The 12,634-nt window shown below is 35.8% G+C and carries 13 protein-coding genes; 3 read left to right on the forward strand and 10 right to left on the reverse strand.

Annotated elements, in window-relative coordinates; all coding sequences use genetic code 11:
• From N4270_RS12015 to N4270_RS12025, 3 genes are all read right to left on the reverse strand, one after another.
• A complete protein-coding gene (locus tag N4270_RS12015) occupies positions 1 to 1,557 on the reverse strand; it encodes a hypothetical protein (RefSeq protein ID WP_260097435.1) in 1,557 nt (518 codons plus the stop codon).
• Between the two features lie 85 nt (positions 1,558 to 1,642).
• Positions 1,643 to 2,227, reverse strand: coding sequence for a hypothetical protein (locus N4270_RS12020; RefSeq protein WP_260097437.1), 585 nt, complete (start codon positions 2,225 to 2,227; stop codon positions 1,643 to 1,645).
• Positions 2,211 to 2,768 carry an RNA polymerase sigma factor gene (locus tag N4270_RS12025; protein WP_260097442.1) on the reverse strand — a complete coding sequence of 186 codons (558 nt, stop codon included), beginning with the start codon at positions 2,766 to 2,768 and terminating at the stop codon, positions 2,211 to 2,213. Before N4270_RS12025 ends, N4270_RS12020 begins: the two co-directional genes overlap by 17 nt.
• A gap of 212 nt (positions 2,769 to 2,980) precedes the next feature.
• On the opposite strand from N4270_RS12025, the gene N4270_RS12030 reads away from it, so the two are divergent.
• Positions 2,981 to 3,553, forward strand: a complete 573-nt coding sequence (locus N4270_RS12030; protein ID WP_260097444.1) for a DUF2911 domain-containing protein — start codon at positions 2,981 to 2,983, stop codon at positions 3,551 to 3,553.
• An 8-nt stretch (positions 3,554 to 3,561) separates the two neighbouring features.
• The gene (gene meaB / locus N4270_RS12035; protein WP_260097455.1) at positions 3,562 to 4,641 is read left to right on the forward strand and encodes a methylmalonyl Co-A mutase-associated GTPase MeaB; all 1,080 of its coding nucleotides are present in this window, start codon (positions 3,562 to 3,564) and stop codon (positions 4,639 to 4,641) included.
• On the opposite strand, the gene N4270_RS12040 is transcribed toward meaB, so the two are convergent.
• On the reverse strand, positions 4,631 to 5,569 hold the full coding sequence (locus N4270_RS12040) for an NAD(P)-dependent oxidoreductase (RefSeq protein ID WP_260097460.1): 939 nt from the start codon (positions 5,567 to 5,569) through the stop codon (positions 4,631 to 4,633). The two genes, meaB and N4270_RS12040, sit on opposite strands and share 11 nt — an antisense overlap.
• Before the next feature lie 99 nt (positions 5,570 to 5,668).
• On the opposite strand from N4270_RS12040, the gene N4270_RS12045 reads away from it, so the two are divergent.
• Positions 5,669 to 6,385: a glycosyltransferase family 2 protein gene (locus N4270_RS12045; protein WP_260097461.1), complete on the forward strand. Its 717-nt coding sequence runs from the start codon at positions 5,669 to 5,671 to the stop codon at positions 6,383 to 6,385.
• Here N4270_RS12045 and N4270_RS12050 read toward each other — a convergent pair.
• From N4270_RS12050 to N4270_RS12075, 6 genes are all read right to left on the reverse strand, one after another.
• The gene (locus N4270_RS12050; RefSeq protein ID WP_260097462.1) at positions 6,382 to 6,960 is read right to left on the reverse strand and encodes a phosphatase PAP2 family protein; all 579 of its coding nucleotides are present in this window, start codon (positions 6,958 to 6,960) and stop codon (positions 6,382 to 6,384) included. The genes N4270_RS12045 and N4270_RS12050 overlap by 4 nt on opposite strands.
• The gene (locus tag N4270_RS12055; RefSeq protein WP_260097464.1) at positions 6,960 to 7,187 is read right to left on the reverse strand and encodes a hypothetical protein; all 228 of its coding nucleotides are present in this window, start codon (positions 7,185 to 7,187) and stop codon (positions 6,960 to 6,962) included. The genes N4270_RS12050 and N4270_RS12055 overlap by 1 nt, the downstream gene beginning before the upstream one ends.
• 4 nt (positions 7,188 to 7,191) lie before the next feature.
• Positions 7,192 to 8,574: an MATE family efflux transporter gene (locus tag N4270_RS12060; RefSeq protein WP_260097506.1), complete on the reverse strand. Its 1,383-nt coding sequence runs from the start codon at positions 8,572 to 8,574 to the stop codon at positions 7,192 to 7,194.
• Between the two features lie 324 nt (positions 8,575 to 8,898).
• Positions 8,899 to 10,002: an ATP-grasp domain-containing protein gene (locus tag N4270_RS12065; RefSeq protein WP_260097465.1), complete on the reverse strand. Its 1,104-nt coding sequence runs from the start codon at positions 10,000 to 10,002 to the stop codon at positions 8,899 to 8,901.
• Positions 10,003 to 10,040: 38 nt separating this feature from the next.
• Positions 10,041 to 10,988 (reverse strand): nitronate monooxygenase family protein, encoded by a 948-nt coding sequence (locus tag N4270_RS12070; RefSeq protein WP_260097468.1) that lies wholly within the window; start codon positions 10,986 to 10,988, stop codon positions 10,041 to 10,043.
• The gene (locus N4270_RS12075) at positions 10,989 to 12,596 is read right to left on the reverse strand and encodes a S8 family serine peptidase (RefSeq protein ID WP_260097469.1); all 1,608 of its coding nucleotides are present in this window, start codon (positions 12,594 to 12,596) and stop codon (positions 10,989 to 10,991) included.
• Between the last annotated feature and the right edge of the window lie 38 nt (positions 12,597 to 12,634).

The following is a 12,634-nucleotide window of genomic DNA, read 5'->3' on the forward strand; positions in this document are numbered from 1 at the left end:
TTAGTTTAAAACGATAGCGCTAAACTTCGCATTAATGATAATGGTTTTAGCAGAATTTTTAGAATTTGGAAAATTAGTAATGGTTTTTTGAGTCGTTAATTGATCGTTTAAACGGGAACGGTTCCCTTTAAAATACACGCTATAATCGGTGGTTTTACTAGGCAATTTAATAAGGGCTTCACTGTTTTCGAGAATGATATTCAAATTTGTAAAGCTATCGGCAATATTAGAAATAGACAAATCTCCAAAACTACCATCAATTATGGCATTTTCGATTAAATCATTGATACGAATATCTGATGAATTACTGTTTAAACGTAGCGTTCTCACGGTATTTAAATGTGCATCCTCTACATACTTTAAGTTAAGTTCTCCCGCACTCCACGTTGTAACATGCACTGGAGAAAAAGACACATTGATGGAAGTCTCGCTCCCATCAATGTGATTTGCTAAAAATGTAGCATGTGATATATCTGCTTTTAGATTATGAATAACAGATGCCATTTTTAATTGACCATGTCTCACATTGAGATTTAGTTTAGCATCTTTAGGCATTTTAATTTTAATGACCTTTTTTACATTAAGATGACGCTCTTCAATGCGTTTTGCAATCTCTTCACGACGCTGCTCTTGGACTTCGTGACGTTCTTCCAAACGCTTTGCTAACTTTTCCTGACGTTTTTCCATTTCTTTAGTACGCTTTTCCATTTGCTTTTCCCGTTCGGCTAAACGCTCTTCCATAACTTTAGCACGCTCTTCCATTTGCTTGCCGTATTTTTCACCCCAAACTTCCATCTTTTTAGCCCAATCTTTGTCGAATTGCTTTCCAAATTCTTCGCCCCAAGCTTCCATTTTCTTACCGTATTCTTCACCAAACCTATCACCCCAAGCTTCCATTTTTCTCTCATACGCTGAAAAATCCATTTCGCCCATTTTACGAGCCCATTCTTTCATTTTTTGTTTGTACTCGGCACCATACTTTTCTTCATATTCTTTACTCCATTTTTCAAGATAAGCTTCACCACCTTTTTTATAGGCTTCGGTATCAAAGCTAACGTTGTTAACACCTTCAGGTAATTCTGGCAATTCAGGTAATTCTGGCATTTCTGGCATTTCAAAACGTGCAATCTCAGGTAACTCTGGCATTTCCGGCATTTCTGGTAATTCAGGAATATCACCCAAATCTAAACCTTCGATAATCATTAAAGGTTCAAAATTTTTATCAAATCCTGTTAGTTGATCCCAAGTTCCATGACCTCCGCCTTCCGAAGTTATACTTACACGGCTTCCTGAACCTTCTACTTTAAGTTTCCAGTTTTTTAAGGCTTTTTCCAGATCTTCTTTAGATAATTTCTCACCATCGATATAGGCCTCAATTTCTAAGGTACTTTTGTTCCATGTATCAATTTCAATTTCTACGAAACTTGTATTTAAATCGATTGTCACATCTTTAGTCACATCGATTTTCTTTGACATTTTAGTCAACTGTTGTTGGGCTGAAACACTTATAGTGAAACAGAACAACACGAGTAATATTAGATTATATTTTGTTTTCATTGTCTTATGTTTTTATACTGAAATCGTTGTATTTAAGGTTATAATCATTCTTAACCTTTTGTTTTACAAGTATTCAGGATTTGGTTTATGCTTTAATGTTTTCTTCTTCTGATGTATTTAAATCATTTAATTGTTCTTTTAAACGATACAATAAATTAAGTCTGAGTTTAAGATTGTCTATCAAAGCACTAACGGTTAACTCGTTTGGTCCATTTTCGGTTAGCTCTACCGAAAGACGCTTGTACTCTTGATTTAATTCGCCCAATCGCGCTACATAACCATCAAACAATTCTTTATTATTTTCGGTAAGTTTCACTTTAGATAATTCTAAATTGATATGGGCTAAATAGTAATCTTCAACCTTTTTAAAATCTGGAGAGATGTCGCCAAGAGATTTCAATTTTGCTTCTTTTTCTGGTTGATCTACATCTACAGTTTTTAATCCTTCGGGTAATGGTTTCTGAAAAAACTGAGAAGCTCCAAGTCCTAATCCGATTAAAATGACGATACTCGCCGCAATTTGCAACATACTGAAACGTTTTTTGCTTGATGATTCAACGGGTAAGGCTTCGTCTAACTTTTGAAGAAAGCGTGCTTGATGCCCTTGAGGCATTTTTTCTTGTGATGCCTTATTTTCGTTTTCAAATAATGTTTTAATATCTCGTGCCATTTTTAACGGGAATTAATAGTTCTTTTAATTTCGACTTTCCTCTGGAGAGTTGTGTTCTTGAAGCGATTTCTGAAATCTGTAAAATCTCTGAAATTTCCTGATGATCATACCCTTCAACCAAATACAAGGTTACCACGTAACGGTATTTGTCGGGTAATTTTTCAATCGCACTTTTAATCTCATCCAATGTTATTGTATCATCTACTAACCATTCGCTTTGATAATCGGTATCTACTACTTTGAGGTGCACCTCTTCCAATTCTTGCATGTGCTGCTTTTTGGATTTTAAACAGTCGATACTTTTATTAATCACGATACGTTTTAACCAAGCTCCAAAAGTAACTTCAGCTTTATACTGATTGAGTTTTGCAAATGCTTTAATAAAGGCTTCTTGTACGATATCTTCAGCTTCCATAGAATCCTTTACAAAACGCATGGCAACCGCAAACATACCATCACAATATTGATTGTATAATTTTAATTGCGCAGTGCGATCATTCTGCTTGCATTGTTCAATAATGTCAACTTGAAACGTATTCAAATCTCTTTTGGTTTGGTTATATACCTCATAAACTGATGATGCTTATTTGGTATGGGTTCTTTATAAAGACGACACAAAAAATGAAGTGTTGCAAAAAATATATGATTTTTTTATTTTTCATAAGAAATTTATAGAAATTCACGTTAAGTATTTACTGAGCGTTTCAATTTTAAATTATCTTTGACGCCAATTAGTTACAATCTTTTTTTACTATGAACACGTTTTTAAAACGCCTACTTGTTATATTATCTATTGTTGCGCTCGGACTCTTTCTATATTCCTATTTTGTTGAAAATATTTTTTCACCTAGGCTGAGTCCTAAAGATACAGTAGAATTTAAATTAAATGATCTTAAACTAGAAGTCTTCTATAATAGACCCTCTAAAAAAGGACGTGAGATTTTTGGTGCTTTAGTGCCTTATGATAAGGTATGGAGAACTGGTGCCAATGAAGCAACAACTTTTGAATCTAACAAAGATTTACTCATAAAAGGAATTGTTTTACCGAAAGGAAAGTATACACTTTGGACTGTCCCAAAAGACTCGGCGTGGAATGTGATGTTTAATAGCAAGCAATACGCTTGGGGTGTCGATGAAGAAATGCAAGTGATGTGGGATCCTAATCACGACGTGATGGAAATAACTGTTCCTATTGAAAAACTAGACACAACGGTCGAACAATTTACCATTGCATTTGACAATTCTACCGATGACCTTAAACTGACTATGGCTTGGGATAATACAAAAATTGCAGTACCTTTAAAAGTCATAAAAGACCAAAACTAAAAGGGAATTTGTCTAAAAAATCGAAAACCTCAGCCATACATGAAACAGATGGTGTATCGCAATCTGATATCACCAATGCGTCTTCGATTGACAGTATCAAGCAAAAAAGAAAAGCACAGCCCGACACATCAACTTTAGTCGCCAATATTTTAAAAGGAAATATTACGGCTTTAAGCAGAGCCATTACTTTGATTGAAAGTTCTAATCCGAAACACCTAAAACAAGCCAATGCTATTATTACTGAATGTTTAGCGCATGCTAATAAGTCGGTACGACTCGGCATTACTGGTGTTCCTGGTGTTGGAAAAAGCACCTTTATTGAAGCTCTAGGATTGCATTTAATCGCTTTAGGCAAAAAAGTTGCTGTCTTAGCTGTAGACCCAAGTAGCAGCTTAAGCAAAGGCAGTATTTTGGGAGACAAAACCCGAATGGAAGATTTGGTAAAAAGTGACCAAGCGTTTATTAGACCTTCGCCTTCTGGCACCTCGCTTGGTGGTGTGGCGCGAAAAACCCGAGAAACTATTATACTCTGTGAAGCCGCTGGTTTTGACACCATTATTATTGAAACGGTTGGCGTTGGGCAAAGTGAAACGGCTGTACACAGTATGGTAGACTTCTTTTTATTACTTAAAATCGCTGGAGCTGGTGATGAACTTCAGGGAATTAAACGCGGTATTATTGAAATGGCCGATGCGATTGCTATCAACAAAGCCGATGGTGATAACCTTAAAGCTGCTAAACTGGCTAAAGTTGAATTTAATAGAGCCTTACATTTGTATCCGCAGAAAGCATCAGCATGGCAACCTAAAGTCACCTTATGTAGTGCTTTAAAACATGAAGGTATTGCCGATTTATGGAACTTGGTTTTGGATTATATGAAACATACCAAAGCTAATAACTATTTTGAACAACACAGGACAGAGCAAAATAAATTCTGGCTCCTACAAACGATTGAAGACCGATTGAAATCTGATTTTTTTAATCAGCCAGAAATCAAAAAAGCTTTAAAAACACAACTCCAACTAATAGAAGATGGTAAAACAACGCCTTTTACAGCTGCGGAATTTTTACTGCAACTTAAAAATTAGCTTTATACCACTCGACCTGCTTTTTAACCGCTTCTAATAATGTGGTTCTCGGATTGTAATTCAGTAATTTTCTCGCCTTTTCAATATTCGCTTTGGTTCGGGATTGATCTCCAGGTCGCTTCGGAATTACTTGAATTGCTATAGATTTTCCCAGAACCTTTTCAACCGCTTCAATACCTTCTTTCGTTGTATGTTCGACTTCGGTACCCAGGTTAATAATTTCGCCATTTACTTTAGCTTCATTTCCAATAACACTAACGACACCATCTACGATATCTCCAACATAGGTAAAACTGCGTAGATGTTTATCGCTTCCCTCAAACAAAGGAAAAGGCTTATCTTCTAAACCTAAAGCAATCAGTTTGGTATACATTTTTTCAGGACGCTCTCGCGGACCAATTACAGAGTACAATCGCAATGAACAAGCTTTGATAAGTTGTTCTCTGCTTTTTTGAAGCACCAACTGTTCTGCTGCTAGTTTGGTCACACCATAATGCGATGCTGGTTTTGGTGCTTTTTCTTCAGGAAATGTGGCTTCCAAACCATAAATTGAAGAAGTACCAATATTGACAAATAGCTGTAAGTCTTTGCATTCTAAAGCATAATCCACTAAATTTTTTGTCGCGATGATATTATTTGTGAAATAATCTTCGAAGGTCGAAGTTTGAGAAATTCCAGGTTGGGCTGCAAAATGAAAAATATAACTAATATCTCTAGGCAAATCTGAAGCAAACGATTCGTCACGTAAATCTTTTTTTAAAACGGTAATACCTTTTGCTTTTAATGCCTTGGCGTTCAGGTTTTTTAACTCTAAACTATAGTGATCATTAAAATTGTCTAAGGCCAAAACATCATGGCCAAGACTTTGCAAACGTTCTGCAGTATGCGAACCAATAAAACCAACAGCGCCTGTAACGAGTATTTTCATATTAATCTTTTGATGCTACAAATTAACAATTTTTAAATCAAACCCATTCAGCATCGTGCAGATAAAAAAGAATATTTTTGCATTATCAACGCCTTACAAATGGATTATAAGTTTACAATTATTGTTCCTGTTTATAATGAAGAGGATAACATAGAACGCTTGGAAAAAGAACTCGTGGCCTATTTAGAGTTGGCACTTGTTTCTACCAAAATACTTATCATCAATGATGGCTCAACAGATGCTAGTCAGTCGTTAATTGAAGCCATTTGCCATAAACATTTCAATTTTGATTATGTTCTTTTTGAAAAAAATCAGGGTTTGAGTGCGGCTTTAAAAGCAGGTTTTGACCTCGCAACAACAGAATTGGTTGGTTATATAGATGCCGACTTACAAACGTCTCCAAAAGATTTCAATTTATTACTCGAGTACAGTAGTGATTATGATTTAGTCACTGGCGTTCGTCTGAACCGAAAAGACCATTTTATTAAGAAGCTATCTTCAAAAATTGCTAATCGTATTCGGCGTCTATTCACACAAGACGGCATGGACGATACAGGTTGCCCTTTAAAAGTAATAAAGACTGAATACGCAAAACGAATCATCATGTTTAAAGGCTTACATCGGTTTTTACCAGCTTTGGTTTTATTACAAAACGGAAGGATAAAACAAGTCCCAGTCAATCATTTTCCGCGAATTGCAGGAACATCAAAATATGGCTTGCGAAAGCGATTGTTTGCTCCTTTGGCAGATTGCTTTGCCTATGTATGGATGAAAAAAAGAATGCTCCATTACAAGATAGCAAAAAAGAGCTTTTAAGTAATGAGCTGAAATCTGGACTGAAGGTATTTATCTAATTTATAAAAAACAAAACCTGAAACAGCGCCGAATAACATGCCACTAATCACATCCAGAGGATAATGAACACCAATGTAAATGCGACTGTATCCCATCGCAATAGCCCAAGGAATCATAATAAACGAAATGTATTTATACTTGGATCTTAGCATTAAACTTGTGAAAACCGCAACTGCCATTGAATTTGAAGAATGCCCGGAAAAATAACCATATTGTCCGCCACAATATTCTTTAACCAATCTAAACATCCCATCGATATCACCATTATGACAGGGTCTTAAACGCATGACCAATACTTTTTTAAATACATTAGTCATTTGATCTGTAAATGTAATCATTAAGGCAACGACCAATAAGGTTAACAAAAACATTTTGGTATTGAGTCGCTTATACATAAGATAAGCCAGCACTGCATAAAACGGTATCCAATTGAATTTGGTGGTATAAAACAGCCAAAAAGCATCCCAGGATTTGTTACCAAGGTTGTTTAAGTAAATAAAGAGTTCGGTATCGAGTTTTAAGAGTTCTTCAATCATTAGTCGTCGTATCTGGAAACCTCTCGGTCATAAAAATCGGTTGCAGCCTGAATTAAATTTTCGGCTTCGCTTTCAATCTCTCGTTGATCGTGTTCGTCAAATTCTTCAAACCATTCGACATCGTCATCTTCAAGATTGATTATAAATCTAGGAAATTCAGTATGAATAACAAATATTGCATTAGGATAATCTGTATTATCACCAAGAATGAATTTAGGTAGTTCCATGTTGTTAGGCATTAGTATTTGACAAAATTAACTTTTTCGTAAGATAATTAAATCTTATAAACAATAATATGGCAGCAGTGGTCAATCCTGCTAATAATCCTAGCCAAATACCAAAACTTCCGTAGTGCTCTTCTTTTCCGAAGTAAAAACTAATAGGAAACCCAATAACCCAATAGGAAATAAAGGTAATTACTGTAGGAATCTTAACATCTTGCAGGCCGCGAAGCGCTCCTAAAACAACGACTTGAATACTATCACTTATCTGAAAAATAGCAGCTGCAATCATAAGTTTAGCGGCTATAGATACAACTTCAATGTTATCGGTTAAATTTTCAGTATCATCATAATCGACGTAGAGTTTAGGCAAATCATCATGAAAAATAAAAAATATCGCACCAAAACATACAGCCAATAAAATAGCTAACAGAAAGATGGAAAAGGCGATTCTTCGCAATTCAAAATAATGTCCTAAACCTTTCTGATTACCGACTCTAATCATAGATGCGACGCTGAGTCCCATTGCCACCATAAAGGTCATTGACGATAGGTTTAAAGCAATTTGATTTGCTGCCTGAGGATTTTTTCCCAATAAACCACTTAACCAAATCGCAGCCGTAAATATGGCGACTTCAAAAAACATTTGCATCGCACTAGGTGTTCCCAGGTTGATGAGTTTTCTTATCATTAGTTTATCTAAAACTAAAATTTTGATTTGGGTAACAAAAGCTTTCGATTTTTCTTTTTTAGTCAATATCCACCAAAGATGAGCCACCATAACAACTCTTGAAACTAAGGTTCCGTAAGCAGCACCAACGATGCCCATTTCGGGAAAACCAAATTTTCCAAAAATTAAGACATAGTTTAAAAAGACATTGATAAGGTTGGCCAAAATTGTAGCATACATAGGATAACGTGTCATTGACAAACCATCACTAAACTGTTTAAAAGCCTGAAATACAATGAGCGGAATTAAAGAAAAGGCAACCAGATTTAAATATGGTATGGCAAGTTCAACAACTTCAACTGGTTGCTTCATATAATACAATAGGGGCTTGGCAAAAAACACGGTTAAAAACAGAAGCACACCAAGCACTGTACAGAGTAACAATCCGTGTTTAAATGAAGATTTCCCAAGATTAAAATTTTTAGCCGCATCTGCTTCAGCAACAAGTGGTGTAATCGCTGTAGAAAAACCAATTCCGATAGACATGGCAATAAACATAAAGCTATTTCCTAATGATACTGCAGCCAATTCTGCAGTACCAAGTTGGCCAACCATAATGTTATCAACAAAACTTACAAACGTATGACCGAGCATACCCAGAATGACTGGAGCTGCCAATTTATAATTGTAATAAAATTCTTTTGTGTATTGGGTTAAAATCAACTGTTGCACCTTTGAAAGCGCAAAGTTAAACCATTTGATTTGGGTAGACTTTACCTTAACTCGATTTTCTGAAACAAAAATTCAAACCTTTGATTTCTATAAAGTTATGAACTATAATTGTTGATAAGTTGCATTAAAAACAGTACTAACAACACTTCTAAACCCTTATTTTTATAACAATTAAATACCTTATTGTAGTAGGTTAGGTATTTGGGGTAGAAACTTTTTTAGCTATTATTTTAGAGGGATTTAAAAATTTTATTGTTAAAAAACGTTTCATGCAAAAAGAGGATTCGTCCTCTTTTTGTCATTTTATAAATCAGCTTAAAACTGTCTTCCTAACCATTCTCTAAATTTATAGATGGTTGGAAAAGGGTCTTTCAAAAAAGATTCCATCTCTGTATTGTTCGCTAAATATTTTGAATTAAATAAGAATAGTGGTCGGCGTTTAATAGATTTCAAAACGCCTTTTAAACGCATGTAACTGATGGGCTCAAACTGTTGTTTTTCAATATCACCATTTAAAGCTAATTTAATGACAAGATCAGGAAAGTTTACACCTGCCTTTCTCGACGCATCAATACTTCCCCAGAATCGAGCATTAATTTCTATGAGTTTATAGTTTTTAACCTGCTTATCATATCTCAGATCTAAGTGTGCAACACCAGACCAATTGAGTTTTTTCATGGTATGGCTAACAACATTAAGCACCTCATCGTTCTCCATAAAATCGAAGCCTAATTGTGGTGCATAAGCGTTATCTCCTTTTAAATTTCCTTTTTGAATCGTATAAGTAAGAATCGTACCATTAAGACATAAGACACTACAATCGATATCATAACCCTCAATATACTCTTGAACAAACTGAGGCGTGGTTATTATCTTCAAGGCCTTTGGGAGCTTCTTAACATTGCCTACTTTTTTAATACCATCACCTCCTTTTTGGTTGAGCGGCTTCACAAGAATTGGAAAATTGATTTGTGACAACATACGTTTCTTATCGCTTTCCGAAGCAATCAAAAACGATTTAGGATGTGGTATACTGTGTTTTTCAGCAAATTCACTCAATTTTCTTTTATTGATTGCAATCTCAAAATCAGATAAAGCTGGCAAAGGAATAACTTGTGCTTTATCCGATAGCTTTTCTTTGTTTTTTATAAAAAAAGAGGCTTCTAATTCGGCAATAGGAACAACGACATTAATAGCATTAGATTCTATTTCTGAATTTAAAATATCCAGCCACGACGCATCCTGAGGTCGCTTATAAAATTTATAGTAAGATGTATATTTCGAAAACTTGGTCGCTGTTCGTTTTTTGTTTGATAAAACGAATAGTTTGTAGTGCTTAAACTGAGACAAACATTGTATCACAGACAAAGCCCAAGTGCTATCGCCATCTGGGATTAGAACATTAATTTTAGAAGTCATTAATTAGGGTCAACAATTAATCGACTCAAATATACTATTTAAAGTCTAATATTTTGAGACAAACGCTGTGCTTGATTAAATTCGGAAACCATATCGGCAACAATTTGTGCTGCAGGTTTAATATCGTGTATCAATCCCGCTATTTGACCAATTTCTAATTCGCCATCTTCCAAATCACCTTCAAACATGCCTCGCTTAGCTCTAGCGCGTCCTAAAAGTTCCTTTAACTCCTCTACAGTTGGTCCTTTTTTATATAATTCTTGAAGTTCATTAAAGAATTTATTTTTTATTAATCGCACTGGCGCTAATTCTTTAAGCGTAAGTTGGGTATCACCTTCTTTGGCATCAACCACTACTTTTTTGAAAGCTTGATGCGCAGAAGATTCTTCACTAGCTACAAATCGGCTTCCTACTTGAACAGCATCTGCACCTAAAATCATAACCGCTAACATGGCGTTTCCGTTGGCAATTCCGCCAGCCGCAATCAAAGGGATGCTAAGTTGTTCTTTTACCATAGGAATGAGCGTTAGAGTCGTTGTTTCCTCTCTTCCGTTATGGCCTCCAGCTTCAAAACCTTCAGCTACAACAGCATCTACTCCAGCTTCTTGAGCTTTTAAAGCGAATTTTACGCTACTCACCACATGAACGACCGTAATCCCTCTTTCTTTTAGCCAGGAAGTCCACGTTTTTGGATTTCCTGCAGATGTAAATACAATTTTCACACCTTCTTCTACTAAAATATCCATAATCTCTTCGATGTTGGGATATAACATGGGGACGTTAACGCCAAACGGTTTACTGGTTGCTTTTTTACATTTCTGAATATGTTCTCGTAGCACATCGGGATACATAGAACCCGCTCCTATTAATCCGAGAGCACCAGCATTACTTGCTGCGGAAGCAAGCCTCCAACCACTATTCCATATCATTCCTGCTTGAATGATTGGATATTTAATATCGAAGAGTTCGGTAATTTTATTTGCCATTTATGATTTTATCAGTTTGAAAGTTTTAGACGTATTTTCAGATTGGAAAGACAAGATATAAACTCCTGATGCCATTGAAGAGACATCCAGTTGATGTGTTGTTGATGTTAGTAATTGTTCTAAAACCGATTGCCCCAGAATGTCATACACTCTCAATGTCGTTAGGTTATTCATTGACGGGATTTGAATGTTCAAAACATCTGTAACAGGATTAGGAAACACCTTGAATTCAAAAACCGCTTCTTCTTGTAAAGACAAACCTATATCTAAGGCTAATTGTAAGTTTGGTATGCCATATCCGAGTAGATAATCCGGAGAATTAAACTGTGAAGCCGATAACCTAACATAGTGTTTAATCTCTTCATTGGTAGCTTCTGGTAAGGCTTCCCATAATGACGCAAGGCCTCCAGCAAGTATTGGAGAACTGAATGAGGTTCCGTTATTATTAACAATGGTATTTGTATCATCAATTACAGCGGCTCCTTCACCTTGTGCTACAACATCTGGTTTGATAGTGGGTTGAGCATCACTACCTTGAGAACTAAAAAAGGCATAAGCACCATCGGCATCAACGGCTCCAATACTAAATACACCAGTGCCATCTGCAGGAGCACCAACACCAACAGCTCCTGAGTTTCCTGAAGATGTCACTACCAAAATACCTTTTTCATTAGCGATATTAGCACCACGAGTTATAAAAGTTGTCTGTCCATCTAAATCGGCACTTGTATGGCTGTAATTGTTGTTGTCATAAGTTCTATAACCTAAAGAAGTATTAATAATATGAACCCCTAAACTGTCTGCTCGTTCGGCAGCTTCAACCCAATTGGCTTCTTCAAGCGGAGTTTCACTATTGGCATCTTCAGTTCGAAACAGATAATACGATGCATCAGGTGCTGTTCCAACAAATTGATTGGTAATAAAACCAGCCATGTCACTAAGTACTTTTGTTCCGTGGTCATTTTCAGTGTAAGCATAAACATTTTCAGTTCTGTCCACAAAATCATAACCACCAAGCAAATCATTATTGTCTCTTAAACGTTGAAAAGCATCCATAGTATTCACATTTGGAAACCCTGTATCCATAATTGCAACAACAATACCTTGACCAGTATAATCCTGAAGATGTAAGGCATGAGCATTAATCATTTCAACTTGGTTTTGAGCATCGCCGTAATTGAAATCAATATTGGTATTTTCTAGAGAAAACTTGTCGTTAACCTCAGCAAAACGAGCTGGTGTATTGAGATTATCATCAGCAAAATCTACATAGTCAACAAAATCGAAATCATCAACAAGCGCATTGATAGCGGCTTCACTTCCGCGAACATAAACAGCATTAAACCATTTGGATTTAGCATGCACAGTCACTCCAGTTTCTGGCGCTTTAAGCATTGCAATATAGGACTCATTAACAGGAACATCACGTTCGTCTATAGGAATATTATAGGTGTTTTTTCGATCAATAGCCTGTTGCGTTAAGATAGTAATAGGATTATCAAGCGAGGCCTGAACGTTAGCTTTGGCATTAAAATAGACCCAAGCATCTTGTTGAGCAATGGCATTATACTGAAACAGCACAATACAAAGGAGTAGGATTTTTTTCATAGCAAACCGTTATTTCATTTTTAAAACTTAGTCGTTTT

Source organism: Psychroserpens sp. SPM9, from assembly GCF_025153525.1.
In the GTDB taxonomy this organism is placed as follows: Bacteria; Bacteroidota; Bacteroidia; order Flavobacteriales; family Flavobacteriaceae; genus Psychroserpens.

What these genes read in the sequence shown, in the direction of transcription:
- N4270_RS12065 (WP_260097465.1), bottom strand. Translation starts at nt 10,002, where the DNA reads ATGACTTCTAAAATTAATGTTCTAATCCCAGATGGCGATAGCACTTGG.
- N4270_RS12075 (WP_260097469.1), bottom strand. Translation starts at nt 12,596, where the DNA reads ATGAAAAAAATCCTACTCCTTTGTATTGTGCTGTTTCAGTATAATGCC.
- N4270_RS12030 (WP_260097444.1), top strand. Translation starts at nt 2,981, where the DNA reads ATGAACACGTTTTTAAAACGCCTACTTGTTATATTATCTATTGTTGCG.
- N4270_RS12070 (WP_260097468.1), bottom strand. Translation starts at nt 10,988, where the DNA reads ATGGCAAATAAAATTACCGAACTCTTCGATATTAAATATCCAATCATT.
- N4270_RS12055 (WP_260097464.1), bottom strand. Translation starts at nt 7,187, where the DNA reads ATGGAACTACCTAAATTCATTCTTGGTGATAATACAGATTATCCTAAT.
- N4270_RS12015 (WP_260097435.1), bottom strand. Translation starts at nt 1,557, where the DNA reads ATGAAAACAAAATATAATCTAATATTACTCGTGTTGTTCTGTTTCACT.
- N4270_RS12020 (WP_260097437.1), bottom strand. Translation starts at nt 2,227, where the DNA reads ATGGCACGAGATATTAAAACATTATTTGAAAACGAAAATAAGGCATCA.
- N4270_RS12040 (WP_260097460.1), bottom strand. Translation starts at nt 5,569, where the DNA reads ATGAAAATACTCGTTACAGGCGCTGTTGGTTTTATTGGTTCGCATACT.
- N4270_RS12050 (WP_260097462.1), bottom strand. Translation starts at nt 6,960, where the DNA reads ATGATTGAAGAACTCTTAAAACTCGATACCGAACTCTTTATTTACTTA.
- N4270_RS12045 (WP_260097461.1), top strand. Translation starts at nt 5,669, where the DNA reads ATGGATTATAAGTTTACAATTATTGTTCCTGTTTATAATGAAGAGGAT.